Source organism: Alcaligenes sp. AB3, assembly GCF_031844565.1.
GTDB classification, from domain to species: domain Bacteria; phylum Pseudomonadota; class Gammaproteobacteria; order Burkholderiales; family Burkholderiaceae_B; genus Alcaligenes; species Alcaligenes faecalis.
Genome location: NZ_JAUZVM010000003.1, coordinates 335,336 through 361,177 on the forward strand (window position 1 = coordinate 335,336; position 25,842 = coordinate 361,177).

At 55.6% G+C, this 25,842-nt stretch carries 24 protein-coding genes and 1 tRNA gene; 7 read left to right on the forward strand and 18 right to left on the reverse strand.

All coding sequences use genetic code 11. From position 1 onward, the window contains the following. Nucleotides 1–153: 153 nt before the first annotated feature. The 8 genes from Q9R35_RS09030 to uvrB all read right to left on the reverse strand — a co-directional run bounded on the left by Q9R35_RS09030 (nt 154) and on the right by uvrB (nt 7,914). Nucleotides 154–1,170 (reverse strand): tripartite tricarboxylate transporter substrate binding protein, encoded by a 1,017-nt coding sequence (locus Q9R35_RS09030; protein WP_311219736.1) that lies wholly within the window; start codon nt 1,168–1,170, stop codon nt 154–156. 282 nt (nt 1,171–1,452) lie between these two features. Beyond that, complete coding sequence (locus Q9R35_RS09035; protein ID WP_042479804.1) at nt 1,453–2,331, reverse strand: methylglyoxal synthase; 879 nt, start codon at nt 2,329–2,331, stop codon at nt 1,453–1,455. A 6-nt stretch (nt 2,332–2,337) separates the two neighbouring features. After that, complete coding sequence (locus Q9R35_RS09040) at nt 2,338–2,661, reverse strand: iron-sulfur cluster assembly accessory protein (protein ID WP_003801383.1); 324 nt, start codon at nt 2,659–2,661, stop codon at nt 2,338–2,340. Nucleotides 2,662–2,714: 53 nt separating this feature from the next. Further along, nucleotides 2,715–3,098 (reverse strand): iron-sulfur cluster scaffold-like protein, encoded by a 384-nt coding sequence (locus Q9R35_RS09045; RefSeq protein WP_045931570.1) that lies wholly within the window; start codon nt 3,096–3,098, stop codon nt 2,715–2,717. Continuing rightward, on the reverse strand, nt 3,095–4,288 hold the full coding sequence (locus Q9R35_RS09050; protein WP_063692464.1) for an IscS subfamily cysteine desulfurase: 1,194 nt from the start codon (nt 4,286–4,288) through the stop codon (nt 3,095–3,097). Before Q9R35_RS09050 ends, Q9R35_RS09045 begins: the two co-directional genes overlap by 4 nt. 34 nt (nt 4,289–4,322) lie before the next feature. Continuing rightward, nucleotides 4,323–4,799, reverse strand: coding sequence for a Fe-S cluster assembly transcriptional regulator IscR (gene iscR, locus Q9R35_RS09055; protein ID WP_021446710.1), 477 nt, complete (start codon nt 4,797–4,799; stop codon nt 4,323–4,325). 141 nt (nt 4,800–4,940) lie between these two features. After that, nucleotides 4,941–5,432: a low molecular weight protein-tyrosine-phosphatase gene (locus Q9R35_RS09060; protein WP_026482840.1), complete on the reverse strand. Its 492-nt coding sequence runs from the start codon at nt 5,430–5,432 to the stop codon at nt 4,941–4,943. A gap of 460 nt (nt 5,433–5,892) precedes the next feature. Beyond that, nucleotides 5,893–7,914 carry an excinuclease ABC subunit UvrB gene (gene uvrB / locus Q9R35_RS09065; RefSeq protein ID WP_063692458.1) on the reverse strand — a complete coding sequence of 674 codons (2,022 nt, stop codon included), beginning with the start codon at nt 7,912–7,914 and terminating at the stop codon, nt 5,893–5,895. Between the two features lie 84 nt (nt 7,915–7,998). Here uvrB and Q9R35_RS09070 point away from each other — a divergent pair, with 84 nt between their 5' ends. The 3 genes from Q9R35_RS09070 (at nt 7,999) to lexA (ending at nt 10,599) form a co-directional block, all read left to right on the forward strand. After that, on the forward strand, nt 7,999–9,201 hold the full coding sequence (locus Q9R35_RS09070) for an amino acid aminotransferase (protein WP_086061380.1): 1,203 nt from the start codon (nt 7,999–8,001) through the stop codon (nt 9,199–9,201). Between the two features lie 72 nt (nt 9,202–9,273). Next, nucleotides 9,274–9,834, forward strand: coding sequence for a GNAT family N-acetyltransferase (locus tag Q9R35_RS09075; RefSeq protein ID WP_042479785.1), 561 nt, complete (start codon nt 9,274–9,276; stop codon nt 9,832–9,834). A gap of 105 nt (nt 9,835–9,939) precedes the next feature. Then, the gene (gene lexA, locus Q9R35_RS09080) at nt 9,940–10,599 is read left to right on the forward strand and encodes a transcriptional repressor LexA (protein ID WP_042479782.1); all 660 of its coding nucleotides are present in this window, start codon (nt 9,940–9,942) and stop codon (nt 10,597–10,599) included. Nucleotides 10,600–10,996: 397 nt separating this feature from the next. On the opposite strand, the gene lon is transcribed toward lexA, so the two are convergent. From lon to tig, 4 genes are all read right to left on the reverse strand, one after another. Beyond that, nucleotides 10,997–13,462, reverse strand: coding sequence for an endopeptidase La (gene lon, locus Q9R35_RS09085; RefSeq protein ID WP_270119649.1), 2,466 nt, complete (start codon nt 13,460–13,462; stop codon nt 10,997–10,999). 275 nt (nt 13,463–13,737) lie between these two features. Next, entirely contained in the window at nt 13,738–15,039 is a 1,302-nt protein-coding gene (clpX, locus tag Q9R35_RS09090) for an ATP-dependent Clp protease ATP-binding subunit ClpX (protein ID WP_045931814.1), read from the reverse strand. Between the two features lie 100 nt (nt 15,040–15,139). Continuing rightward, nucleotides 15,140–15,793: an ATP-dependent Clp endopeptidase proteolytic subunit ClpP gene (gene clpP / locus Q9R35_RS09095; protein WP_311219737.1), complete on the reverse strand. Its 654-nt coding sequence runs from the start codon at nt 15,791–15,793 to the stop codon at nt 15,140–15,142. After that, nucleotides 15,793–17,103, reverse strand: a complete 1,311-nt coding sequence (gene tig, locus Q9R35_RS09100; RefSeq protein WP_042479776.1) for a trigger factor — start codon at nt 17,101–17,103, stop codon at nt 15,793–15,795. The genes clpP and tig overlap by 1 nt, the downstream gene beginning before the upstream one ends. 173 nt (nt 17,104–17,276) lie before the next feature. On the opposite strand from tig, the gene Q9R35_RS09105 reads away from it, so the two are divergent. Together Q9R35_RS09105 and Q9R35_RS09110 are read left to right on the forward strand one after the other, a co-directional pair. After that, on the forward strand, nt 17,277–18,488 hold the full coding sequence (locus Q9R35_RS09105; RefSeq protein WP_311219738.1) for a CoA transferase: 1,212 nt from the start codon (nt 17,277–17,279) through the stop codon (nt 18,486–18,488). Between the two features lie 123 nt (nt 18,489–18,611). Then, nucleotides 18,612–18,696, forward strand: a tRNA-Leu gene (locus Q9R35_RS09110). Between the two features lie 616 nt (nt 18,697–19,312). On the opposite strand, the gene Q9R35_RS09115 is transcribed toward Q9R35_RS09110, so the two are convergent. Then, entirely contained in the window at nt 19,313–20,803 is a 1,491-nt protein-coding gene (locus tag Q9R35_RS09115; protein WP_404977943.1) for an MFS transporter, read from the reverse strand. 112 nt (nt 20,804–20,915) lie between these two features. Here Q9R35_RS09115 and soxR point away from each other — a divergent pair, with 112 nt between their 5' ends. Then, nucleotides 20,916–21,374, forward strand: coding sequence for a redox-sensitive transcriptional activator SoxR (gene soxR / locus Q9R35_RS09120; protein WP_063693083.1), 459 nt, complete (start codon nt 20,916–20,918; stop codon nt 21,372–21,374). Between the two features lie 121 nt (nt 21,375–21,495). On the opposite strand, the gene Q9R35_RS09125 is transcribed toward soxR, so the two are convergent. The 3 genes from Q9R35_RS09125 to Q9R35_RS09135 form a co-directional block, all read right to left on the reverse strand. Next, nucleotides 21,496–22,032 (reverse strand): AmiS/UreI family transporter, encoded by a 537-nt coding sequence (locus Q9R35_RS09125; protein ID WP_045931579.1) that lies wholly within the window; start codon nt 22,030–22,032, stop codon nt 21,496–21,498. Nucleotides 22,033–22,397: 365 nt separating this feature from the next. Continuing rightward, entirely contained in the window at nt 22,398–23,306 is a 909-nt protein-coding gene (locus Q9R35_RS09130) for an arsenic resistance protein (RefSeq protein ID WP_042488005.1), read from the reverse strand. Nucleotides 23,307–23,407: 101 nt separating this feature from the next. Then, nucleotides 23,408–23,650 carry a hypothetical protein gene (locus Q9R35_RS09135; protein WP_042487791.1) on the reverse strand — a complete coding sequence of 81 codons (243 nt, stop codon included), beginning with the start codon at nt 23,648–23,650 and terminating at the stop codon, nt 23,408–23,410. Nucleotides 23,651–23,776: 126 nt separating this feature from the next. Here Q9R35_RS09135 and Q9R35_RS09140 point away from each other — a divergent pair, with 126 nt between their 5' ends. Next, on the forward strand, nt 23,777–24,211 hold the full coding sequence (locus tag Q9R35_RS09140) for a hypothetical protein (protein WP_045931581.1): 435 nt from the start codon (nt 23,777–23,779) through the stop codon (nt 24,209–24,211). Nucleotides 24,212–24,235: 24 nt separating this feature from the next. On the opposite strand, the gene Q9R35_RS09145 is transcribed toward Q9R35_RS09140, so the two are convergent. Together Q9R35_RS09145 and Q9R35_RS09150 are read right to left on the reverse strand one after the other, a co-directional pair. Then, complete coding sequence (locus Q9R35_RS09145) at nt 24,236–25,159, reverse strand: DNA/RNA non-specific endonuclease (protein ID WP_311219739.1); 924 nt, start codon at nt 25,157–25,159, stop codon at nt 24,236–24,238. A gap of 186 nt (nt 25,160–25,345) precedes the next feature. Beyond that, nucleotides 25,346–25,744, reverse strand: a complete 399-nt coding sequence (locus Q9R35_RS09150; protein WP_086068226.1) for a DUF1090 domain-containing protein — start codon at nt 25,742–25,744, stop codon at nt 25,346–25,348. Nucleotides 25,745–25,842 lie beyond the last annotated feature (98 nt).

Below are 25,842 nucleotides of genomic sequence, written 5' to 3' on the forward strand. Positions count from 1 at the left end.
AAAAACGCACGGTCTCGACCGTGCGTCTTTTATGCATCCTCGCCCCGCTTACACATACGCAGATACGCAGATACGCAGCTATTCTGCCCAGTCCCGGAACAAACTCCCACTCCAATCCCATCATTAGCCAGCCCTACACCGGTACACCAGACCTCACTCAGGCTTGATACCAGCAACTGCCGCCACTTCACGAAACAGGGCAATATCACGTGCCACGATCTGATCCAGCGACTCAGCCGAACCAGGCGCGATCACAAAGCCCTGCTGCTCCAATGGCTCAGCAAATTCGTGCGAACGCAGTACAGCCGTAATATCGCGATTCAACACCTCAACTACCTCATCGGGCGTGGCACGTGGCACAAAGATGTTCTGCCAGCTTTCGATCACGAAATCAGAAACACCCAACTCATGAAAAGTGGGAACATCCGGTAAAACCTTCGAGCGCTCCGGCGAGGTCACCGTCAGAGGAATGAGCTCACGCTTCTGAATGTTCTGGATTGTCCCAGAGATATCAATAAGCGCAGCATCTACATGCCCGCCCAATATGTCCAGAACAGCCGGAGCCCCACCCGCGTAAGGGATGTTATTGGTTTGCGTACCCAAACGCTGATTAAGCATCTCAACCGCAAGATGATAGATACTGCCATAGCCAATCGGCAGCGCGGCGGATACTTCGCCAGGTCGCCGCTTGAGCAGCGCCACATATTCATCAAAGTGCCTGACCCCCAAGCCTGGGCGAACCACCAGCACCTGCGTATTCACAATAGTGCGGGTCACTCCGCGAACATCGGTCTCGCTATAAGGCAGCTTGCGACCCAGAGCCGCGTTGATGGCAAGCTGATCCCCGCTGGACAGCAGCGTGTGGCCGGTCGGTGCCGCGCGAACGACCCGGTTGACACCAAGACTGGTGTGCGCGCCTGGCACATTGTCCACAATCACTGTTTGTTGCCACAATTCGGCAAGGCTTTGCGCCAGCATTCGCGCAATGCGATCGGCGTTGCCACCCGGATTCACCGGAACAACAATGCGCACGGGCCCCGAAGGGAAGCTATCCAGCTGCTGCGTGTGTGCCGACGCCGTAACAAACGCAGCACCTAGTAAGGAAACAGCGCCCCCAAGCCGGGCGAGCATACCCGCGCCAATAGCATTCAAGATCATGCGACGATTCAAGCCTGCCTCCGGTATCTTCACACTGCCCTATTGACTGGACGACATTGTGTTGCGGTGCTTGCAAGGCACCATCGTAGTCTAGAGAAGCCCCACCCACGAATCAAGCAGACCTTTCCCGGGTCGTTGATCAAGGCCCTGCCAGGGATGTTCGTACAGTCAGGGAAACTGGCCCAGCCAACAGCGTGCTGAAACAAAAAGGACGCTTAAAAGCGTCCTTTTTTACTGCCACCACAAGGTTTTTTAAATACACCTTGCAAGGCCTGTACGTCCATCCCTACGCAATCAATCCACCGGCAAGCGCATCACCGCCTGCGCCCATTTATGGGCCACCTCCGGCGAGGAGAAGCACGAAGCCTTGTCGGCCACCACACGCACCGCACGTTCCAGCAACTGGATGTCGGCCTCGTGCTGACGTGCGACATGCGGGTCCTCGAAGAAGATCACACGCTGGCAACGGTTTTCAAGCACCAGCTCGGCAATTTGCGCATCGCCGCCCAAAGGTCCGCTTAGATAAGACTGAATCCAGGGGGTTTCCTTGGGCCAGCCTTTGGACCAGGCCAGCTCGTTCAACAAACGGCTGGTCGTACCTGTTCCTACTCGTTGGCCAAAACGGGACAGCAGGTCGAAATGCTTGTCAGCGAACTCAACCATCTTGTCCTTGAGCGCATCGTGCGCAATCAAGGCCAGAGTTTGGTTGGGGAAGTCGAAAATACGTTTGCAGCTGGAGTCGGGCCACAGGCCGCGACTGACACGTTCCACTTCAATCCACTCAATCGCGCCCATCAGGGTCGAGATGAAAGGACGGCCATGCGTGATGCATTGGCGCTTGAGTGCCAGTGCTTCCGGGAAAATGGAGGAAGGGTCTACCGGGTCAATCAGGTAAATGGCACCATCAAAAGGCGGAGTGCCGTCCGGGCTTTGGGTGACCCGGGCCACCAGCTTCATCAAGCCGCCATCACGACCATAAGGATAGCGAACCAGCCCGCCATAGCCTTCCAGCAGGCCCGAACGCTCGATGGCATTACAGGTACGACCCACCGTATAAAGCTCAACTTCCAATTCGCGAATACCGCTGGCTGAGCGCCGCAACCACTGAAACAAAGCCGCATCTGCCGAATCATGGTGCAATTGATTGGCCGCCAAACCGAAACGTAATGACATGAGTTCCTACACGGTAAACGATTCGCCACACCCGCAGGAGGCTTTCTCGTTTGGATTGATAAACTTGAAACCTTCATTGAGGCCATCACGGCCATAATCCAGACGCGTGCCATCAATAAAGGGCAGGCTCTTTGGATCAACAAACAGTTTAACGCCGTGCTCTTCAAACAGTTGATCGCCTTCAACCGGCTCATCAACAAAATCCAGCTTGTAGGCCAGACCCGAGCAACCGGTCAGGCGTACACCCAAACGTAGCCCCAAACCGCCCCCGCGTTTTTTCAAATGACGCTGGATATGTTCTGCGGCGGGCTGAGTAAGAGAAATAGACATAATCTTTTCCTTTCTATAAACCTGAAGAGTAGTCAGCCTTCAGGCTTGGACAACTAAAACGCGCCTTTGTTCTGTACCGAGGCAATGGCAGCCTGAACCGCCTCCTGGGCCAACAAAGCACAATGCACTTTGACCGGCGGCAATTCCAGCGCTTGTTGTACATCCGTGGACGAGAACTGGGCCGCTTGCTCCAGACTGCGATCCTGCAGCCATTGCGCTGCATAAGAAGCGGCAGCGATGGTACAGCCACAACCATAAGCCTTGAAACAGCTATCCTGAATCTGGCCCTGCTCCGATACTTTGAGCTGGATCCGAATCAATGCCCCGGTTTCGTGACTTCCTGCTTCCCCCGTCCCTACGTCAGCATCACTGCTGTTCATGACACCCGCATGACGCGGGTGCAGGAAATGCTCCATGACAGCGTCACTATATCTCATTGCGCGAACTGCTCCGAAGCGGGCTCGCTCCATAAAGGAGAGATGGCCCGCAATTGTTCAACCACACGACGGATGGCGGCAATCGTGTCATCAATGTCCTGCTCGGTCGTGAAACGGCCAAGGCTCAAGCGCAAGGAGCTGTGCGCCAACTGATCGCTGCGACCCAAGGCCGTCAATACGTAGGACGGTTCCAGGCTGGCCGACGTACAGGCCGAGCCGCTGGACACGGCCAGATCCGTCAGGGCCATCATCAGAGCTTCGCCCTCGATGTGATCCACACTGATATTCAGGTTATGCGGCACGCGCTGGTCCAGGGTACCGTTCAGAAACAGATCCGGGATTGGCTGCAAACCGGTCCACAGACGATCCCGCAGGGCCGTGATGCGCTGATTGTCCTGGTCCATTTCCTGAGCAGCCAGCTCGAAAGCGCAGCCCATGCCCACGATCTGATGCGTAGCCAGCGTACCGGAACGAAAACCGCGCTCGTGACCACCACCATGAATCTGTGCTTTCAGACGCACCGCCGGTTTACGACGGATATACAAGGCGCCAATCCCTTTGGGACCGTAGGTCTTGTGGGCAGACATGGACATCAAATCCACTGGCCATTCCTGCAGATTGATCGCCACCTTGCCGGTAGCCTGGGCGGCGTCCACATGGAACAGCACCTTGTGCTCACGGCAAATTGCCCCCAAAGCCTGCACATCCTGAATCACGCCAATTTCGTTATTCACCAGCATGACCGAGGCCAGGATGGTATCGGGACGAATGGCTTGTTCAAACGCCTGCGGATCAATCAGACCACTGGGCAGGACATCCAGAAAGGTGACTTCAAACCCTTCGTCCTGCAAGGCCAGACAGGTGTCGAGCACGGCCTTGTGTTCCGTACGGACGGTAATAATATGGCGGCCCTTGGACTGATAAAACTGGGCGGCACCCTTCAGGGCCAGATTGATGGCTTCGGTAGCACCGGAAGTCCAGACGATTTCTCGCGGCTCTGCCCCGACCAGGGAGGCAACCTGACGACGCGCCTGATCCACGGCTTCTTCCGCATCCCATCCGTAAGGATGGCTGCTGGAGGCGGGATTGCCAAATCGTTCCGTCAACCAGGGAATCATGCTGTCGGCCACACGCGGGTCTACCGGTGTGGTGGCGGCATAATCCATATAAATACGCTGAGCGCGACTCATACAAAACTCCGGAGTCAGTAGCGGCGACTGCCCACTACAAAGTACATTCTTCTGGCTGACCGGCTTCCTGAGCGGCCAACTTGAGCTGACGCAAACGCTGCTGATCAACCAAGTCCTGTAGCGAGACAGAGTCCAGATAATCGACCATTTTACGACTAAGCGTCGCCCAAAGCTCGTGAGTCATGCACTCGCCTTTCTGCCCATTTGTGCCCTGCTTGCAATTACCCTTGCCACCGCATTGGGTGGCATCAACGGGCTCATCGACCGCAAACACAATGTCAGCAACAGTGATATGGCGAGCCAGACGCGCAAGCGTATAGCCACCACCTGGACCACGCACGCTATCGACCAGTTCATGGCGGCGCAACTTGCCAAACAACTGTTCAAGATAGGAGAGCGAGATACCCTGTCGCTGGCTGATGCCTGCGAGCGTCACCGGTCCACTTTGCTGGCGCAGCGCAAGATCGATCATCGCGGTTACGGCGAAACGCCCTTTTGTCGTCAAACGCATGATAGTTTCCTTGCCAAAGGCGAAAGCGGCCGGATTGCCAAGGGCAAATCCGACCAATTTGGTCCAGTATAGCAAATACAGGGGAAACTACCGTGCTTGAGCGTGTGTTTTTACACTTATACTGAAGTGTTATTTAGCCGCTCAAGCAGCACGGTAATTGGGGACGCGCTTGCGAACCAGCTCGAATACGCCCTGACAGGCATCCTCGATATAGTCCATGACCTTATTAAAGCCGTCCTGGCCGCCATAATAAGGATCGGGCACGGTAGCCGCTTCATAGTCAGTGGCAAAGCGCATCAGCAGCATGAGCTTGTGGCGGTAAATGGGAGGACACATTTGCTGCAAGGCAGCGTGGTTTTCCCAGTCCATGCTCAAGATAAGGTCGAAGTTGCGAAAGTCCTCGCGCTGGACCTGTCGGGCCTGATAGGTAGAGATGTCATAACCGCGTTTACGAGCGGCTATCTGTGCGCGTGTGTCAGGATGCTCGCCAACATGAAAGCCATGCGTGGCGGCTGAATCCACCAAAATAGCCTCCGACAAACTGGCTTGGTCGACCAGTTGGCGCAAGACACCTTCGGCGCTGGGGGAGCGGCAAATATTCCCTGTACAGACAAACAGAACCTTACTCATAATGCGTCAAAGTCTGCGGGAAAACCCCAAATAAGGCAAGACAGAACCGGGCCGGAACAGGCTCCGAAAACGGCCTCGAAAACTGCAAATCCGTATCGTTTGGGGGCTGCCAATAAGAACAGTACGCAGCTGCTTGAAGTTTGGAATAAACCAAAGGCGCGGCACCCTTTGCTTAGCGGATACACCGCTTTCTCGGGATGAGATAAATCAAGCAATACACCCGAGTGATGAAAGCCGGTAGCGGAACCGTGTTTTTTCTGTACTTTCGTCCAGGCTTAGTTGCAATTATGCAACAAGCATCATCAAAGATGAAATTGCCCCGCTTTTGCTGGAGGGGCTCAAGCGCGAGTGGAACCGAACACGCAATCCGGTTTCAGGCGAAGGTCACCACTTCAGTCCAAGACGGACTCCAACGAAGTCGCCTGCGCCCTTCCCCGACACCAGAAGCACCAAGCCCAAGCCCTCAGGCCATCAACAGCTTGGCCTTGAGCCTTTGCAACTTGTCGCGCGCAGCTGCGGCTTGCTCGAACTCCAGGTTGCGAGCGTGATCCATCATTTCCTTTTCCAGACGCTTGATCTCGCGTGCCGCAGCCTTCTCGTCGCGAATCAGCTCTTCTGGCACATCCTCGCGCAAGCTGGCGGTTGGATCCGAAGCAACAACACCATCAATCAACTCACGGACGGCCTTGTTCACGCCGCGCGGCGTAATGCCGTGCTCTTCGTTAAAGGCGATCTGCTTGGCACGACGGCGCTCGGTTTCTTCGATGGCGCGTTGCATGGAGTCCGTCATTCTGTCGGCATACAGAATGGCTTTACCATTCAGGTTACGTGCGGCCCGACCTATGGTTTGAATCAGGCTGCGTTCGGAACGCAGAAAACCTTCCTTGTCCGCATCCAGAATCGCCACCAGAGACACTTCGGGCAAATCCAGACCCTCGCGCAGCAGGTTGATCCCGACCAGCACATCGAAGACGCCCAGACGCAGATCCCGGATGATCTCGGCCCGTTCCACCGTATCAATGTCCGAGTGCAAGTAGCGCACGCGGATACCGTTCTCTGACAAGTATTCGGTCAGATCTTCGGACATGCGCTTGGTGAGCGTCGTCACCAATACACGGTCTTCCTGCGCGGTACGCAGCTTGATTTCACCCAGCAAATCATCAACCTGCGTAGTGGCAGGACGAACCTCGATTTCCGGGTCCACCAGGCCGGTAGGCCGCACCACCTGTTCAACCACATTGTCTGCATGCTCTTGCTCGTAGGCAGCGGGTGTGGCCGATACGAACACGGTTTGCGGCATACGGCGCTCGAACTCTTCCAGCTTCAGGGGCCGGTTATCCATGGCCGACGGCAGACGAAAACCGAACTGCACCAGAGTCTCTTTACGCGAGCGGTCACCGCGATACATGGCGCCCAACTGTCCGATGGTGACGTGGCTTTCATCAATAAACATCAGGGAGTTACGCGGCAGGTAGTCGATCAGCGTCGGCGGCGGATCGCCAGGCGCTGCTCCTGACAAGTGGCGGGAGTAGTTCTCGATGCCTTTGCAAAAGCCCAGCTCCTGCAGCATTTCCAGATCAAAACGGGTGCGCTGCTCCAGGCGTTGGGCCTCGACCAAATGCCCTTCCCGAGTCAGAAATTCCAGGCGCTCACGCAGTTCCAGCTTGATGGTTTCAATCGCCCGCAAGACGGTTTCGCGTGGCGTCACATAGTGCGAACTGGGGAACACGGTAAAGCGGTTCAGCTTTTGTACGACCTTGCCTGTCAGCGGATCGAACAACTCCAGTTCTTCAATCTCGTCATCAAACAGGCTGACCCGCAAGGCCAGCTCCGCGTTCTCTGCCGGGAAGATATCAACCACTTCACCACGAGCGCGGAACACACCGCGCTGGAAATCCAGGTCGTTGCGCTCGTACTGCATGGCGACCAGACGCGCCAGCAGCTCCTGGCGGGCGATACGATCCCCCTTGCGCAGGGTCAGCACCATGGCATGGTAATCACCGGGGTTACCAATACCGTAGATGCAGGACACGGTACCCACAATAATGGTGTCAGGCCGCTCCAGCAGACTTTTGGTGGCCGACAAGCGCATCTGCTCGATGTGTTCATTGATGGACGAGTCCTTTTCAATAAACAGATCGCGCGATGGCACATAGGCCTCGGGCTGGTAGTAATCGTAGTAAGACACGAAGTACTCCACGGCGTTGCGTGGAAAAAACTCGCGCATCTCGGCGTACAACTGCGCCGCCAGGGTTTTATTGGGTGCCAGAACAATGGCCGGACGCCCGGTGCGAGCAATAATGTTCGCCATCGTATAGGTCTTGCCTGAGCCCGTTACCCCCAAAAGGGTCTGGTACATCAAGCCGTCATCAATCCCCTCAACCAACTGCTCAATTGCCGCGGGCTGGTCGCCGGCGGGCAAATAAGGTTGGAAAAGTTTGAAGGAACTCCCCGGAAACTCTTGAAAGGCAGGCTCAAATTTCATGCTAGACACACTTTAGGGTAAGCCCGTATTATCACATTAATGCTTTGTTTTTCTACCTTTCCGCACTAACGCCCCCATATCATCATGACATCGCTCTTCGAAACCGTCGAACTGGCTCCACGCGACCCTATTTTGGGTTTGAACGAACAATACAATGCCGACGAACGCAGCGGCAAAGTTAATCTGGGGGTCGGTGTTTACTACGACGATCAAGGGCGTATCCCGATTTTGCAGGCTGTTCAAAAGGCTGAAGAAGCCATGATGAGCAAGGCCGCCGCGCGCAGCTACCTGCCTATCGAAGGTATCAATACCTACAATCTGGGTGCTCAAACTCTGTTGCTAGGTGCCGACTCCCCAATCATTGCCGAAGGCCGTGCCTTGACCGTGCAATCCCTGGGCGGCACAGGCGCACTGAAAATCGGTGCCGACTTCTTGCAGCAACTGCTGCCCCAGTCCGAGGTTTACATCAGCGATCCCAGCTGGGAAAACCACCGTGCTCTGTTCGAGCGCGCCGGCTTCAAGGTCAACACCTACGCTTACTACGATGCCGCAACTCATGGCCTGAACTTTGACGGCATGATCGCCTCGCTGCGCACGATGCCTGCCCAGTCCATCGTGGTCCTGCACGCTTGCTGCCACAACCCGACCGGCGTGGACCCCAGCATGGAACAATGGACCCAGATCGCCGAGCTGATCAAAGAGCGTCAACTGGTTCCTTTCCTGGACATCGCTTACCAAGGCTTTGGTGCCGGTCTGGAAGAAGACGCCAGCGTGGTGCGCCTGTTTGCCAAGCTGGGCCTGTCCATGTTCATCAGTTCCTCGTTCTCCAAGTCTTTCTCGCTGTACGGCGAGCGCGTTGGCGCCCTGACTCTGGTTACTTCCAGCAAGGACGAAACTTCCCGCGTGCTGAGCCAGGTCAAGCGCGTGATTCGCACCAACTACTCCAACCCGCCCACACACGGTGGCAAGGTTGTGGCCACCGTGCTGAACTCGCCTGAACTGTTTCAAACCTGGGCTACCGAACTGGCCGGCATGCGTGATCGTATCCGCGAAATGCGCGCCCAACTGGTTGCCAAGCTGAAAGAACACGGCGCTACTCAGAACTTTGACTTCGTGCTGGAACAGCGCGGCATGTTCTCCTACTCCGGTCTGACAGCCGAACAAGTAGAACGGCTGCGCCAGGAACACGGTATTTACGCTGTCAGCAGCGGCCGTATCTGCGTGGCTGCGCTGAACAGCCAGAACATTGACGTCGTGGCCAAGGCCATCGCTCAAGTCCTGAAATAAGCAGGCTGTCCTTACCGCCCCCAACGCCCTTCTTCGGAAGGGCGTTGTCGTTCCAGCCCTTGGAGTACCACCATGACAGACGCCATTTCCCTGAACACCGAACGCCTGCTCCTGCGCCCCTGGAAAGCGACGGACCTGGAACCCTTCTTCCGCTTGAATAGCGATCCCCACGCGCTGCGCTTTTATCCAGCCACCCTGGACCGCACACAAAGTGATGCCATCGCTCACCGTAGCCAAAGCTTGATCGAAGAACATGGCTGGGGCCCGTGGGCAGTAGAACTGAAGGAAAGCGGGGCCTTCATCGGCATGGTGGGTCTGAACCGCCCGACCGCCGATCTGTACTTTCAGCCTTGCGTGGAAGTGCTTTGGCGTCTGCTGCCTGAATACTGGGGCAAAGGCTACGCCACCGAAGCAGCTCGCGCCTGCATGGACTTTGGCTTTGACGAGCTGGGCCTGGCGCAAATTGTGGCGTATACCGCCCGGTTGAACCTGCCTTCGCAAACCGTCATGCAACGCCTGGGCATGACAGAGCAAGCTGGCACCTTTGATCACCCCGGTGTAGCGGCAGGCCACAAGCTGGTACCTCATGTGCTGTACACCATGGACCGCAAGGATTGGCCCCAATCCGCCTGAGCAGCCGAAAGGGTCAAAAATTAAGCCTTTAAGGTCCTCACCGCTTGCAAAAACGCCAACTGTAACGCACAATCTTTACTGTATATATATTCAGCAGACAATACTATGACCGCCAAGCTCACTGCACGCCAACAACAAGTGCTGGACATCATCCGTTCTGAAATCGAACGGACGGGTTTCCCTCCTACTCGAGCTGAGATTGCTCAGGTGTTGGGTTTCAAATCCGCCAATGCGGCAGAGGATCATTTGAAAGCTCTGGCCCGCAAAGGCGCTATCGAATTGACTGCCGGTGCCTCGCGCGGCATACGCCTGCTCGGCACGGATACCCGCGAAAACGCAGCGCCCAGCAGCAGCGCCCTGGCCAATCTGGCTGATGCCCTCTTGCTGCCCATTATTGGTCGCGTGGCTGCCGGTAGCCCTATTCTGGCTACCGAGCATATCGAACGCGAGATTGGCGTCGCCCCTACCCTGTTCACCCAAACGCCGGATTACCTGCTGCGCGTGCGTGGCCTGAGCATGAAAGACGCCGGCATTTTTGATGGCGACCTGCTGGCCGTCAAGAAAGCCAGCGAAGCACGTAATGGGCAGATCGTGGTGGTCCGTATTGGCGACGATGTCACCGTCAAGCGCCTGTCGCGCTCCAGCAATCAGGTAGTCCTCTTGCCCGAGAATCCGGACTTTGAGCCTATCGTCGTCACCGATCCGGATTCCCTGTCTTTGGAAGGCATTGCTGTTGGTCTGATTCGTACCAGCCCACTGCATTAAGCCCTGCCTCTCTTGGTCACCCAGCCTGTTTTATAGGCTGGGTGGACCTGATAAGGAAAAACCCCATATACCGTTTGGTGCATGGGGTTTTTTATTAGTCAGGATACATGCCGCTCTGCAGATTGAAGTAGACGCAGAGCAGCGGCAGCGACGATTATAGTTACCGCTATATCTACGGCGAAGATCACTGCTGCAGTGTGTATGGGCAGTGGCCTATGCTTCTGGAACGAGTTGAACAGGCTTGCCCCCGCACAATACTGTGAGCACCACCAACAAGATCTGACTCTCTGCTTGTAATCAATATGACTGACTGCAAACACACGATCAGTCCAGCTAAAAAGCAAACAGGCCACCTTGAAATCAAGGTGGCCTGTTTGCGTCTTACTGAAGCTAAAGCTTAGTGCTTGAAGGACTCAGAGCCCGCGCCAGCGGCACGCGTTGCTGCCAAGGCCTCTGCGGCCAGGCGAGCGACTTCTTCGTCACTCAGAGGCGTTACAGCGTCTTGCAGAGCCACTTCCAGTACGCGATCAATCCAACGCACGGGGATGATCTCCAGCGTGTTTTTCACGTTATCTGGAATATCGGCCAGGTCTTTGATGTTTTCCTCCGGAATCATCACGGTTTTGATACCGCCGCGCTGCGCTGCCAACAGCTTCTCTTTTAAGCCGCCGATAGGCAGAACTTCGCCGCGCAAGGTGATTTCACCCGTCATGGCCACGTCGGCACGAACCGGAATACCCGTCAGGCTGGACACGATAGCGGTCGTGATGGCGATACCGGCCGATGGACCATCCTTGGGCGTAGCGCCTTCAGGAAAGTGCACGTGCAGGTCACGCTTTTCAAACACGCTATTGGCAATGCCCCACTTCTGGGCACGCGAACGTACGACTGTGCGAGCTGCTTCGACCGACTCTTTCATCACGTCGCCAATCGAGCCGGTGCGCAGCACATTGCCTTTACCGGGCATATCGGCCACTTCGATGGTCAGCAATTCACCGCCCACCTCTGTCCAGGCCAGACCAGTAACCAGGCCAACCTTGTTCTCTTTTTCGGCCAGGCCGAACGAGAAACGGCGTACGCCCAGGTAATCGTTCAGATTCGCCGCATTCACGACCAAGGTTTCCTGAGTCAGTGTCTTGTTGCGAGCCGCACGCGTACCGGCTTGTGGATTAGCCACCAGCAGCTTGCGAACCACCTTGCGGCAGATCTTGCTGATTTCACGTTCCAGCGAACGCACACCCGCTTCACGTGTGTAGTAACGCACGATGTCGCGTACCGCGTCTTCTGTCACTTCCAGTTCACCCTCGCGCACGCCGTTGTTCTTCATCAGCTTGGGCAAGAGGTAATCGAACGCAATGCGTACCTTCTCGTCTTCGGTATAGCCGGACAGACGAATCACTTCCATACGGTCCAGCAGGGCCGGTGGAATGTTCAAGGTATTGCTGGTTGCCACGAACATCACATCGGACAAGTCGTAGTCCACTTCCAGGTAGTGATCCTGGAAGGTGTGGTTTTGTTCGGGGTCCAGAACCTCCAGCAATGCCGAGGATGGATCGCCACGGAAATCCGCGCCCATCTTGTCGATCTCGTCCAGCAGGAACAGCGGGTTACGTACACCCACCTTGCTCATGTTCTGAACAACCTTGCCGGGCATGGAGCCGATGTAGGTACGACGGTGACCGCGAATCTCGGCCTCGTCACGCACGCCACCCAAAGCCATGCGAATGAACTTGCGGTTCGTTGCCTTGGCGATGGACTGACCCAGCGAGGTTTTACCCACGCCTGGAGGGCCAACCAGACACAGAATCGGAGCCTTCAGCTTGTCGACGCGTTGCTGCACAGCCAGGTACTCGACAATGCGCTCTTTGACCTTTTCCAGACCAAAGTGATCCGCATCCAATACTTCCTCGGCGTTGCTCAAGGAGTTGTTGATACGGCTCTTTTTGCGCCAAGGCAGGCCTACCAGCGTTTCGATGTAGTTGCGCACGACCGTGGCTTCGGCTGACATCGGCGACATCAGCTTGAGCTTTTTCATTTCGGATTCGGCTTTCTTGAGCGCTTCTTTGCTCAGTTGAGCCTGTTCGATGCGTTTTTCCAGCTCTTCGACATCCGCACCGTCCTCGCCTTCGCCCAGCTCTTTCTGAATCGCCTTGACCTGCTCGTTCAGGTAGTAGTCGCGCTGGCTCTTTTCCATCTGCTTTTTCACACGGCCGCGAATACGCTTCTCGACCTGCAAGATGTCAATTTCGCCTTCCAGTTGCGACAGCAGGCCTTCCAGACGCTCCAAGGCCTTGGGCGTTTCCAGCATGCCCTGCTTTTGTTCCAGCTTCAGCGGCAAATGCGCAGCGATGGTGTCAGCCAGGCGGCCGGCATCATCAATCCCGGTCAGGGAAGTCAGAATTTCCTGAGGGATTTTTTTATTCAGTTTGACGTACTGTTCGAACTGGCCCAGCACCGCACGGCGCAAGGCTTCGGTTTCAGCCGCATCCCCAGCGTCGCCGGGCACTTCGACCACCGAGGCCATGAAGTGGGTTTCGGCATCCTGTACCTGGGTGATTCGAGCACGCTGCAAGCCTTCCACCAGCACTTTTACGGTGCCGTCGGGCAGCTTGAGCATTTGCAAAATACTGGCCGCACACGCAATTTCGTAGAGATCCTCGGGAGCGGGATCATCCTTGCCTGCGGACTTTTGCGCCACCAACATAATGTTGTTGCCGGACTCCATTGCCAGCTCAAGAGCTTTAATCGAGCGAGGCCGACCAACAAAAAGCGGAATCACCATGTGAGGGAACACCACTACATCGCGCAAGGGAAGCAGCGGCAGCTCAATAGGTTCCGTAGAAAGAATCTGGCTCGCAGACATAGTCATTTCCTATAAATGTCCTTAGACGCAAAAGGGAAGCCTGGGCTTCCCTTTCACGGTTTAACCTGTTGTAGCTCAGATTGTGGCGAATTTGGATATTTCAAGTAGTCCGAATGAACATTAGAACAGAACTTTACAGAGTTAAAGAAAGACGTATTGTTACGTGTGGTGGTCATCATGGATACCCACTCCTTTCTCTTTGCCTTCGCCTGCCGCCCTGTCTTGCCTGTGCCCTTCTGGCCAAAGCCAGACAGAGCACAAACAAGGAGATATCTCTAAGCTACTGCGTTTTTCAAGGGCGACTCAGTGTCACTGGCTTCACTATCGGACAAAGGGCGACCCAAAATCAATTCGGGTTTACTCTTTCCAACAACCGCATCCTCGGTCAGCACCACTTTGCTGACGTCCTTGCGCGAGGGCAGTTCGTACATGGTGTCCAGCAAGGCTTGCTCGACAATGCTGCGCAGACCACGGGCGCCGGTACGACGCTTGATGGCGCGCTGGGCCACGGCACGCAGGGCTTCGGGCTGAACTTCCAGCTCTACACCTTCCATGCTCAGCAGCTTCTGGAACTGCTTGACCAAGGCATTGCGCGGCTCGGTCAAAATGCGGATCAGTGCGTCTTCGTGCAGCTCTTCCAAAGTGGCAACCACAGGCAAACGACCTACCAGCTCGGGGATCAGGCCAAACTTGATCAGATCCTCGGGCTCGGCTTCAGAGAACAGCTCGCCTACACCACGCTCGGACTTGGCTTTCACCGAGGCAGAAAAACCGATACCGGATTTTTCTGTACGGTCACGAATCACCTTTTCCAGGCCATCAAAGGCACCACCGACGATGAACAGAATGCTGGTGGTATCAACCTGCACAAAGTCCTGGTTGGGGTGCTTGCGGCCACCTTGTGGGGGCACCGAAGCGACTGTGCCTTCGATCAGCTTGAGCAATGCCTGTTGCACGCCCTCGCCCGACACGTCGCGGGTGATCGAAGGGTTATCCGACTTGCGGGAAATCTTGTCGATTTCGTCGATGTAGATAATGGCGCGCTGCGCTTTTTCCACATCGTAATCGCAGTTTTGCAGCAGTTTTTGAACGATGTTCTCGACGTCCTCACCCACGTAACCGGCTTCGGTCAGCGTGGTGGCGTCAGCCATCACAAAAGGCACATCCAGCATGCGGGCCAGTGTTTGGGCCAGCAGCGTTTTGCCCGAACCCGTAGGGCCGATCAGCAAGATATTACTTTTGGACAGTTCCACATCGTCACGGCCTGGCTTGCCGTTACGAATTCGCTTGTAGTGGTTGTACACCGCTACGGCCAAGGTGCGCTTGGGCATTTCCTGGCCAATAACATACCCATCCAGAAACTCTTTGATTTCCTGGGGGGTCGGCAATTCCTTACGTTCACCATCAGGAGTGGCGCCCGCAGCTTCGTCACGAATGATATCGGTACACAGATCAATACATTCGTCGCAGATGAACACGGACGAAGGTCCAGCGATCAGTTTCTTGACCTCATGCTGGCTTTTATTGCAAAACGAGCAATGCAGAACTTTCTCGTCGGCCGATTTCTTTTCGGACATAAATTTAAATTTCACTTCAGGATGGTAAAAGGACGGGAACAAGTCCCGCCCCCGAACAGCCATAGTACTGCTTCAGATCGATCCCCGTGGGGACAGATGATTACTCGTCACGAGTGTTCATCACCTTGTCGATCAGGCCGTAGGCCACAGCCTCTTCAGCTGCCATGAAGTTGTCACGCTCGGTATCCAGCTCGATACGCTCGACAGGCTGACCGCAGTTTTCGGCCAGGATCTTGTTCAAGCGTTCACGCAGGCTCAGGATTTCCTTGGCCTGAATCTGGATATCGGAAGCCTGGCCTCGCGCACCGCCCGAAGGCTGGTGAATCATGATGCGCGAGTTAGGCAAGGCGAGACGCTTGCCCTTGACGCCCGAAGACAGCAAGAAAGCGCCCATGCTGGCAGCCATGCCGGTACACAATGTCGAGACTTCCGGCTTGACGAACTGCATCGTGTCGTAGATGGCCAGGCCTGCATAGACCGAACCACCGGGCGAGTTGATGTAGAGCGAAATATCCTTCTCAGGATTTTCCGACTCCAGAAACAGCAGCTGGGCCACAATCAGGTTGGCCGAGCTGTCGTGAACCGGGCCCACCAGAAAGATGATGCGCTCGCGCAGCAGGCGGGAATAGATGTCGTAAGACCGCTCTCCACGACCGGACTGCTCGATAACGATAGGCACGTAGCCCAAACCCGTAGGGGCAACGGACTGCCCCCCATGCATTGAGGCGTAGAAGTCGACAAAGGTTGACGACATTAGTTGGTTCCCATGATTTGGTCGAACGCCACCTCCTCGTCGGACACCTTGGCCTGGGACAGTACGTGCTCGACGACGTTGTCTTCGAGTACCACTGCCTCAATCTCGGCGCGACGCTGGCGATCGGACAAGTAGTAGGCCACCACTTGGGCGGGCTGTTCGTAGTTCTGGGCAAATTCTTCGATGCGGGCACGAACCTGCTCGGGCTTGGCTTGCAGTTCAGCAGCCTTGACCAGTTCGGAGACCAGCAGACCCAGACGCACGCGGCGGGTGGATTCTTCCTGGAACGCTTCGGCAGGGATAGGCATCTTGTCTGCGTCTGGCACGCCACGGTCTTTCAGTTCAGCGCGAGCCGAAGCGATGCGACCTTGCACGTCGTTGTCCACCAGAGCCTTGGGCACGTCAAATTCGCTGGCAGACAGCAAAGCGTCCATCACGGCGGATTTGTTGCGAGCGTGCACACGAGCCTTGATTTCGCGTTCGATGTTGGCACGGATGTCGGCCAGCAAAGCGTCCACATCACCTTCAGCCTGACCCAGGGACTTGGCAAACTCAGCATCCATTTCGGGCAGAACAGGCTGGGCCACGTCTGTCACGGTGATCTTGAATTCGGCCGTTTTGCCAGCCACTTCCTTGCCGGTGTAGTCGGCAGGAAATTCCAGGGGGAATGTTTTGGTTTCGCCTGCTTTCATGCCGGCAACGGCAGTCTCAAACTCGGGCAGCATGCGGCCACGACCTTGCAGGTACTGGAAACCCTCAGCGCTACCGCCTTCGAAGGCGACGCCGTCGATAGTGCCCACAAAGTCCAGAGTGATGCGGTCATCTTCCTGGGCTTCGCGATCAGCGCTGGATTCGTAGTTGGCGCGTTGCTTGCGCAGCACGTCTACGGTGCGCTGGATGTCTTCGTCAGTCACAGGCGTGGTAGCACGCTTGATTTCCAGTTTGGACAGATCAGGCAGAGCCACTTCTGGGTAAACTTCGAAAGTTGCGGTAAAGGCCATGGTGCCTTCAGCAGGCTCGCCTTCTTTGGCTTCCAGATTAGGAGTGCCGGCAACGCGCAATTTGGAGTCCTGGATCACTTTGTCCAGGGCTTTGCCGATTTCTTCGTTGATGGCGTCGTAACGGATACCAGGGCCGTGGCTGCGCTCGACAACGGACAAAGGCGCTTTACCGGGACGGAAGCCCTGTACCTTGGCCGTACGAGCCACACGCTTGAGCTGGGCCTGGACTTGTTTTTCTACGTCGGCCACCGAAACGACCACATCGACTCGGCGCTCCAAGCCGGACAGAATTTCAACCTCGGGCTGCATTGAAGACCTATATTAAATTGAGTAATTGATAAGAGTAATCCGGCATTTTACCGGAAACTGGCACGGTAAATCCAAACAAACGTATTTTGAATCATAATTTCCTGTCAAGACAATACAGCCGTGCCGGACTATGATCCCTTACTTTACCTTCCCTACGCAAGACTGACATGCACATGAATACCCCTTTAGGCGGCATCCGGGTCCTGGAACTGGGCCAACTGATCGCCGGCCCCTTTGCCGCCAAGATCCTGGGCGAGTTTGGCGCGGACGTTATCAAGATCGAATCCCCTAAAGGCGGCGACCCCTTGCGTAAATGGCGTTTGCTGCATGACGGTAACTCGGTCTGGTGGGAGGTGCAATCCCGTAACAAAAAGTCTCTGGCTTTGGACCTGCGACAAGCGGAATGCCAGGAGGTGGTCCGGGCACTGGTAAAAGAGTGTGACATCCTGATCGAGAACTTCCGACCCGGCGCCCTGGAAGAATGGGGTTTGGGCTGGGAAGAGCTGAAAGCCATCAACCCGGGCCTGATCATGCTGCGCGTGTCGGGCTATGGGCAGACAGGCCCCTACAAGGACAAACCCGGTTTTGGTGTGATTGGCGAAGCCATGGGTGGTTTGCGACATCTCAGTGGTGAAGCAGGACGGCCACCCGTGCGCGTTGGCGTCTCCATCGGCGATTCCCTCGCCGCCTTGCACGGCGTCATCGGCATCATGATGGCCTTGCGTCAACGCGAGCAGAATAAAGGCGAAGGTCAATATATTGACGTGGCCTTATATGAATCTGTCTTCAACATGATGGAAAGCCTGCTGCCGGAATACTCCGCTTTTGGAGCCATACGCGAACCGGCAGGCAGCAGCTTGCCCGGCATCACCCCCAGCAATGCCTATGTCTGCAAGGACGGTAAATATGCCCTGATTGCGGGAAATGGCGACAGCATTTTCAAGCGTTTGATGGGCGCCATTGGCCGAGCCGATATGGCAGAGAATCCCGACTATGCTCACAACGATGGTCGCGCACGGAATGCAGGTGTCATCGATGCCGCTATCGGTCACTGGGCCAGCGCCCTGGAGCTGGACAAGGTACTGGAGATTCTTGACCAGGCTGGCGTTCCAGCAGGTCGCGTTTACGACATCGCCGATATTGCAGCCGACCCCCATTACCAGGCCCGCGACATGCTGCTTGACAGCAATTTGCCGGATGGCACGCCGCTTAAAGTCCCCGGCATTGTTCCCAAGCTGAGCAGCACGCCTGGTGGCATCTACCGCCTGGCCCCCCATCTGGGCCAGGACACAGAGGACATTCTGAATACGCTGGGCATCAGCGCCGAACAACAGGCCGACTGGCAGGCACGCGGCTTGATCGCCAAAAACCCAAAACGCCAATAAAACAAAACTGTAAAAAAGCGCGTGGGGGCCACATTAGAATGGCCCCTAATCTATTTACTTTCCCCTAGGGCTGACTACTTGCCTAGGGCGAAAATCCACGCTAGAATCTACTTCTTTCGTGTTGCGAACGTGGCGGAATTGGTAGACGCACCAGATTTAGGTTCTGGCGCCGAGAGGTGTGAGAGTTCGAGTCTCTCCGTTCGCACCATCAAACGAAAACCGTTGATTCAAAAAAATCAATTTTAAGCAAAATCAACGGTTCAGTTTTTCTACTCCCCAACTGGCTTTTACAGCCTGTTTCCAGGTGCTGGCGATCAGTAGTACCCACTCGTGAAATAACACCTTACTTCAGGCGCTTTTTTGGTACTCCTGAAGACATCACGCTGCACGGCTTTATTCTCTTTTTGCCGTGCATACACTCGCCATGCCTTGCGCCAAAACAACTGCAAAGCAGCGCATAACGCTGGCTTGAACACGATTTCCCGGACATAAAAAAGCCGCCCGAATGGAGCGGCTTTATTCATCAAGCTAGTTAATCCTGCCTGTCATGCTTGCCCGGGAAGTCACTAGGCCAACGCATAGGCTTAGGTTCCGGATTGGGCCTGGGAGCGGGATGGGGAGAAAGGATACCATTCACGTCCAAACCTCCTTCACGTAACAATCAAAAGTATGCAAGCCACGCGTTAATTGCACTAAATACTATAGCAATGGTGGAAAATCACCAGCCTTCCAGTATTAACCCCAATGCAATAGGGCACCACGTCATCAGATCAAGCGTTCTCCGGAAACGTAGTACGGACACGAAAACAGGCTTGCACTTCCTTTTAATCAGACTGTTTTTTAGCCCTGCAGTTCCCTGCAACTACAATCCCAAACAGCGGCGCGACGGCAAACACGCTAAATAGATAATAAGCAGCCTGACGCGTCCCCTCCACTCCACCCGGATCAATAAGTCCACCTGCATTGGCAACCATCCCCGCCAAAGCCGCCCCGCTGGCCGTTGCAAAGAGCTGAATGGTGGTGATGGATGCCCCGGCCAGTTCTTGCTCCTGAGCGGAAGCGGCTTTTAACACCCGTATCAGCAAGTGGGGCCAGGCCAGCCCTACTCCCAAGCCGATCAGCGCCAGTGCCAAACAAATCGGTACCAGATTCAGAAATAGGCCCGTGCTGGTCTCTGGCACCAGAAAGGCGAGCCCGACCATGCCCAGCAAGCCGCAAAGCGGCCCGGCCAGAATCGCCCGCTCAATCGCCCGTCCACTCAGCCCCGAGCTGATGACCGCCCCCACCGTCCAACCCGCTCCCATCAAGGCGGCCAGGTAGCCCGCCACCAAAGGAGACTGCTGATGCAAAACTTGCAGGAAAAGCGGTGCAAAGACCTCTCCGCTAGTGACAGTCAACACCAACAAGGACATCAAGGCATACCAACCGGCAATCTCGGAACGCAACCGAAATGTCCCCGACGGCAACAAGCTGCTTGGCGAACGTTTTTCGACAGCAATCAAGGCGGCACCCAGCACGAACGCCAGCGCCAGGCCCAGAACATTGTGCGCCAGCTCTGCCGACGTACTCCCCGCAGAAATAGCCAGCACAGCCAGCGTCAATAAAATCAGCTGAATCAACGGGATAGATGCCTTGACCCCAGTGCCGGATTGGGGCTCCCGTTTGGGCAAGACGCCAGAAGCCACTACAGCAAAAAGAACTGCGATCAGGGCAACGGCTCCAAAAGCAGCCCGCCACATGCCCCACTCCGCAAACACGCCGCCGATAGCCGGGCCTGCAAGGGTGGCCACACCCCACATGCCCGATACCAAAGCCATCGCACGGGGCCATAACTGCTCGGCAAAAACCACGCGAATCATGGCGTAGGCCAAGGCAAAGAGAAAGCCCCCTCCTACGCCCTGAACAAAGCGACCGAACAGCAAAATGGACATGCTGGGTGCCGCCGCACAAATCACCGCCCCCACCGCAAAGATCACAGCGGCCAAGCCGTAGCTTCCTTTAGGCCCTGTCATGGCCAGCAACTTGGGGGACAAGGCCGAACCCAGGATGGATGCCACCACAAACAAGGTCGTGTTCCAGGCATATAAATCCAGTCCACCGATATCCTGCACCACCGTAGGCAAAATGGTGGTCGCAATATAGACATTGACGGCATGCAGCACCACACCGCCCGCCAGCACCAGCGCACGCATGGCATTGGCGCCAGACAATAACCCCCCCCAGGCTGACTGGCTGGACGCCCCCTGACTCCCATTCGCGGCCAACTGGCCTGGTGCCGCTGACACCTCGCCCGCAGGGGCTTGCTGATTCTTCATAAGATTTCGACTCGTTCACAATAAGACGCCCAGTTGCTCAAGGAGCTTGCAGGGGCAAGAGTCGTCTTTTATAAAACCTCATGTATAGATGAGGTCAAGAGAATTAGTCACCATGAAAATCGACATTACTATCCCGCTATCGGTAGGCGAAGTTGCACGCCGCAGTGGAGTGACCATTGCCACCGTGCATCACTATGAGGCCAAAGGCTTGATTCAAAGCTGGCGCAGCGATGGCAATCAGCGCCGCTATCACCGCGAGGTTTTGCGAAAGATCGCGGTAATCAAAATTGCCCAAAGAGCGGGTATTCCGCTGGCAACAATCAAGGAGGCCTTGGATGAACTGCCATCCGGCAAGCCCCTCCAGGCCAAGGACTGGGCACTGCTCTCGACCCGCTGGCGCGACATGCTCAATGATCGGATCCGCAGCCTGACCCAACTGCGTGATGAGCTGGATGGATGCATAGGCTGTGGATGCTTGTCCATGACGAATTGCCCGTTACGAAATCCGGGGGACCAATTGTCATTGGTAGGAGATGGGGCTGTGTTACTGAGTCAGAAGCACACCATTTAAGGCGCTCATCAGCAGGATCTGCTCCGTTGAGCAAAGAGCGTTCAATGCCGCCCTTGAGGGCCCGGCCGGGACGCCGGGCCCGTTCTTATGGGGATGTTTATCAAGCGAGTACTAAACCGCTTTAAATCACGCCCCAGAAATACAGCAAGGCAGGCAGCAAAGCCGTCAGCACGCCCTGCACGGCGGACACCATGCCCGTCAATCGAGCAATGGGCTTGTTCAGAACCAGCAGCAAGAAGAACATGAACCACAGCACGGCCCAGGACAGCCAGCTCAGCACTTGCCAGTAATCGAAAATCCGCTCGGCAAGACTCAGATTGGTAATCGCGGCAGGAACGGCGATACAAGCCACCACCAAGGAATACCAGCCCAGCGCCCGGCCGTCACTGCCAGTAAAGGCGTTCACCCCCACCCAGAAATAGGTCAGGGCAAACAGGCCCAGGTAAATGGCGGACAAGGGCGAGTACACGGTGCTGTTGGCCGGATTCAGGATGTGGGACATGCAGATGAATCCCAGCACGGCAGTGAACAAATTGACGATGGCAGCATCTTTAGCATCCACCAGCCTGCTCGCGTGATGGCCTTCAGAGTAATAGAGACGAACACCATTAACGAACAGGCACAGGCCTGCAAACGCCAGAAAAGCGGCAACTAGCATTTTGAAGTTTTCCTAAGTAATAGAAAGCGGACACAGAACATGCCCGCAACATGATGTTGCACTCAGAGCCGAGGCGGAGCAGATCATAGAGCTTGGCGGTCCAATCGCCATGTATGTTTTTTTATAAGCTCTATAAGAAAAAACCGCGCATTTTTACGGCGGTTTTCTGGTGAAAATCCATGCTGAAAAACAGAAATTTTTCGCGGACAGAATGAGAGCCGCCGTTACAGGCTGCGTCTGAGCATCAAACCATGCTAAAAGCAGAAAAAACCCGTCAGATCAATGACTTGAATAACATCGCATTCAGAACAGTTACGCGGTCAGTAAGCTCCGCAAGCCAACAAAGCGCTCCTTCCTGACCGTGTTCAAGCCCGCTGGTTTTGTCCCCAACGAGCCAATACGCGCACATAGACCAGTTGCGCCAGCAACTCCACCAAGGTCTGGGTCAAAATAATGGCGGGCAACAAGGGCAAGGCACCTGGAATAGCAAGGGCCAAAGGCAGCACAACCAGGGAATTACGAGTCGCACTGCTAAAGGCCACGGCCCGTCGCAAGGGAACAGCCAGGCGCGCTTGTCGCGCCAGCACCCAGCCAATGACGGGAGCCAGGACAGCAAACAGGACGTACACCGGCACTACGCGCCACAAGACATCCAGCGCAGGCTCCAATTGCCGCAAAACGGCGGCTACCACGATAAACAGCACCAGGGCGGTAGCCGGAACCGGCGCCACGCCCAAGCCCGTCTGGATCTGCGCCCAGACACGACTTTTATCAGCAAGATATTGAGTCGCCGCCGCCAAGAGCAGTGGAATCAGAATCAGAAAAAAGAAAGCGTCCAAAAAAGGCCCGGCCTTGATATACAGACCAAACTGCTCCCCCAAGGCCAACTTCAAAAACAAGGGTAAAAGCAGCATTTGCACCACAAGCAGCACCGGCGTGGCCGCCAGCAAGCTTCGCGCATCGGCCCGGCCCAGTTGGGCAAACGTGACAACGTAGTCGATGCAAGGAGTCAGCAAGACCAGCAGCACCCCCAGACGCAGCATGGTGTGATCCGGCAGCAAGGGCAGCAAGGCAAAGACAAAGAGAGGGATCAGGCAAAAGTTGGCCACCAGCAGCACGGCCAAAAAGCGCAGTTGAGTCAGCGCTTTACCCAGTTGAGAAACGGGCACCTGCAGGAAGGTGACATACAGCATGAAAGCCAGCGTCGGGTTGATCCAGTCGACCAGACTGGCTGGCATCACCCAGACACTGGCCATCAAACCGGCCAATAGCATCGCCACAAAATAAATGGCAATTTGCCGGCTTTCTAACACATCGCGAATCACGGTCAATACCTCGTCTGGCAGCAAACCCCCGGGACTGCCGTGAAAAAACCTTACAGACCGCTACGACGCAAACGTGCGGCAGATTGACGATTCAAGTCTCGAGCTTCGCGCTCGGCATACTCGCTTTCACCGGCCTCGTAACGGCCCTCGTGCATGCAAGACTCACGATCCCAGGTACATTGATTGAAGAGTTTCGAGACGGGGCCACCGCCGGGTTTAGTCGAGGAGCACGCTGCCATCAAGGTAGCCAAGCCTAGCACCGCAGCGCTTTGAATCAGTCGTCGAACCATCATTGCGTTTTCCCTACAAAAAATCTTTGCTTACCGCGAATCGAAACGAGAGCCAATCGCGGACAATAGGAACACTGTACCCCGAGGCTCTCAAGCACGTCGATTCCCTTTCCTGATAATTTGCAATTTATGACTCAAGAACAATTCCTGCTATTGGCCCAAATCTTGCACTTGTCTCCCAGCCCGGAGCTGGAACAGGAAGCACGGCATCCGGACGGTCCACTTAGCCCGCAGGCCCAGGAGATCCTGGCTTTGCATCGGCGACTCAAAGAGGCTTATGTCATTCATCGACCCACAGCGTTTCGGGTCGTGGTCAGCCATGACGATCTGGATCGCTTTCCGGGTGCACTGGATCTGAAACAGGGTATGCGCGTACAGCTAGTCTCCTACACCAGCGAGCGCTATATCAGCGTTCGCATCACCCAAGTTCCCGCAAGTCCCAAGGCCTATTTCCGAGGGGTGGTCTCGGAGCAAAACATCGGCTACAGCGTCTTTGAAGTCGGAGACAGTGTGTATTTTTCCGAAGATCAGGTGCACGCTGTTCTCAAACAGTCGAGCAACTGACGTTCCTGATCCCGGACCTCTCCGCTACCCCGAAGTTTTCAGGCTGAAATCGGGCAATAAATGCAGTCCGGTCCGACGGACAAACTCTTCATAACTGATGGGCGGGCCAACACGGGTGGACGCCTGATTCGCCTGCCAATGCACCCAGGCACGTCGAGTGGTGGAGTCGTATACCAGCTTGAATAAATGACTGGGCACCGCAACCTGACTGGAGCCGATCGTTGCCGCGTTGCGCTCATACACTGGCCCGGTAAAGACATAGACATTGCCCGCAGCACGGGCGACGTATTTACGGGTATCCGCTTCAATCTTGTTCCAGGGACCGGCATTATGGACCTGATTCTGCGGCACCATATTGGCCAAGGAAAAACTCTGGGCCATGCTCTGCTCCGAAGCCATATCCCCTGCGGGGGCCATATGTCCACGCGAGAAGCCCGAACCTCGGTAGTCATTCAGCTCGGCTCGTTCCGACTGGGGCAAGCGGCCTTCGGCATAAAAACGATCGGTACGTTTCAAGCCCTTGGCCGACTGAATCTGTTGCCGATTCAGACGCTGCACAACAAACACCGGAGTTTTGGTTTGCCCGCTATGCAAGATCGCAAACGAGCTGAAGCACAACTCCCGTTGCGTGTAAGCCATGGGCACAACAGGCCGTGAACCGGGGAAAAACTGAGGACACTGCGCAAAGGAGGTCTGGACATACCCATCTATGGCAGCCGGTACAGGTGCACTGTCTTGCTGGACCGCCGTGGGCCAGCCCAAAGACGCCAGAAACGGCTCAAGACTTTGCCAGTTCAGCCCCTGAGGATGAAGCCAGGCCGTCGCAATCCCGAAACTGGTCAGGGCCGCTGCAATGACTGATTTCAAAAATCGGGACGGACTTGTCTGCCCTGCCTTCTTTCTACTACTGGTTTTTTTAACGCTACGACCTGTGCTTTTTCTGCTCATACCACTCTTGTTTTATGCTTGGTCGGCCTACATCATTGCGCCGACTGCACCTGTGATTATAAGCAGTCCTTTCTATATAAAAGGAACGAGCCCCCACCGGGAGCACGTATTTCCTTCTGACTCCTGCCTTTTTCAGTCCAATTGATGAGCCTGGCAGAAGCGGATTCAAAAGCTGGAGCGCGCTTCTTACTTCGCGCTCAAGGCCTGCAGCTCTTTCAATTCATCTTGCAACTGCTCCAGCTTGGCGCGATCGCGCTCCAGCTTTTTCTCCAGCTTCTGCACCTTGTCTTGCCGCCCCTCAGAACGCTTTTCGGCGATCTCATCAAGGCGGTCCTGTATTTCCTCTTCTTGCTCGCGGATATCTTCCTGCACGTCGCGCAGCAAGTCCGCATCCCGGCAATGCATTTGCACATTGGCCAATGCACGCTGCAGACCACGCTCGCGGTGCTCGTTACCATGCTGGCGGGCATAGTCAATCTGGTTCTGGATCTCGGCTGCCCGATACTGACAAGCCGGGTTATCGGCCCAGGCCGGCAAAGCCATCACACTTAGAACGGCGCTCAAGCACCATACAGAGCTTTTCATCTTCTCGACTCCTGTTGTGTTCATCCGGACAAGCATCATACAAGCGTATTTCTATTTACCTGCAGTGGACTCTTAAAACAGACTTCGTCGATTTGTCA

What these genes read in the sequence shown, in the direction of transcription:
- Q9R35_RS09035 (WP_042479804.1), bottom strand. Translation starts at nt 2,331, where the DNA reads ATGTCATTACGTTTCGGTTTGGCGGCCAATCAATTGCACCATGATTCG.
- Q9R35_RS09040 (WP_003801383.1), bottom strand. Translation starts at nt 2,661, where the DNA reads ATGTCTATTTCTCTTACTCAGCCCGCCGCAGAACATATCCAGCGTCAT.
- Q9R35_RS09045 (WP_045931570.1), bottom strand. Translation starts at nt 3,098, where the DNA reads ATGAGATATAGTGACGCTGTCATGGAGCATTTCCTGCACCCGCGTCAT.
- Q9R35_RS09050 (WP_063692464.1), bottom strand. Translation starts at nt 4,288, where the DNA reads ATGAGTCGCGCTCAGCGTATTTATATGGATTATGCCGCCACCACACCG.
- iscR (WP_021446710.1), bottom strand. Translation starts at nt 4,799, where the DNA reads ATGCGTTTGACGACAAAAGGGCGTTTCGCCGTAACCGCGATGATCGAT.
- uvrB (WP_063692458.1), bottom strand. Translation starts at nt 7,914, where the DNA reads ATGAAATTTGAGCCTGCCTTTCAAGAGTTTCCGGGGAGTTCCTTCAAA.
- Q9R35_RS09070 (WP_086061380.1), top strand. Translation starts at nt 7,999, where the DNA reads ATGACATCGCTCTTCGAAACCGTCGAACTGGCTCCACGCGACCCTATT.
- Q9R35_RS09075 (WP_042479785.1), top strand. Translation starts at nt 9,274, where the DNA reads ATGACAGACGCCATTTCCCTGAACACCGAACGCCTGCTCCTGCGCCCC.
- lexA (WP_042479782.1), top strand. Translation starts at nt 9,940, where the DNA reads ATGACCGCCAAGCTCACTGCACGCCAACAACAAGTGCTGGACATCATC.
- lon (WP_270119649.1), bottom strand. Translation starts at nt 13,462, where the DNA reads ATGTCTGCGAGCCAGATTCTTTCTACGGAACCTATTGAGCTGCCGCTG.
- clpX (WP_045931814.1), bottom strand. Translation starts at nt 15,039, where the DNA reads ATGTCCGAAAAGAAATCGGCCGACGAGAAAGTTCTGCATTGCTCGTTT.
- clpP (WP_311219737.1), bottom strand. Translation starts at nt 15,793, where the DNA reads ATGTCGTCAACCTTTGTCGACTTCTACGCCTCAATGCATGGGGGGCAG.
- tig (WP_042479776.1), bottom strand. Translation starts at nt 17,103, where the DNA reads ATGCAGCCCGAGGTTGAAATTCTGTCCGGCTTGGAGCGCCGAGTCGAT.
- Q9R35_RS09105 (WP_311219738.1), top strand. Translation starts at nt 17,277, where the DNA reads ATGAATACCCCTTTAGGCGGCATCCGGGTCCTGGAACTGGGCCAACTG.
- Q9R35_RS09115 (WP_404977943.1), bottom strand. Translation starts at nt 20,803, where the DNA reads ATGAAGAATCAGCAAGCCCCTGCGGGCGAGGTGTCAGCGGCACCAGGC.
- soxR (WP_063693083.1), top strand. Translation starts at nt 20,916, where the DNA reads ATGAAAATCGACATTACTATCCCGCTATCGGTAGGCGAAGTTGCACGC.
- Q9R35_RS09125 (WP_045931579.1), bottom strand. Translation starts at nt 22,032, where the DNA reads ATGCTAGTTGCCGCTTTTCTGGCGTTTGCAGGCCTGTGCCTGTTCGTT.
- Q9R35_RS09130 (WP_042488005.1), bottom strand. Translation starts at nt 23,306, where the DNA reads ATGCTATTGGCCGGTTTGATGGCCAGTGTCTGGGTGATGCCAGCCAGT.
- Q9R35_RS09135 (WP_042487791.1), bottom strand. Translation starts at nt 23,650, where the DNA reads ATGATGGTTCGACGACTGATTCAAAGCGCTGCGGTGCTAGGCTTGGCT.
- Q9R35_RS09140 (WP_045931581.1), top strand. Translation starts at nt 23,777, where the DNA reads ATGACTCAAGAACAATTCCTGCTATTGGCCCAAATCTTGCACTTGTCT.
- Q9R35_RS09145 (WP_311219739.1), bottom strand. Translation starts at nt 25,159, where the DNA reads ATGAGCAGAAAAAGCACAGGTCGTAGCGTTAAAAAAACCAGTAGTAGA.
- Q9R35_RS09150 (WP_086068226.1), bottom strand. Translation starts at nt 25,744, where the DNA reads ATGAAAAGCTCTGTATGGTGCTTGAGCGCCGTTCTAAGTGTGATGGCT.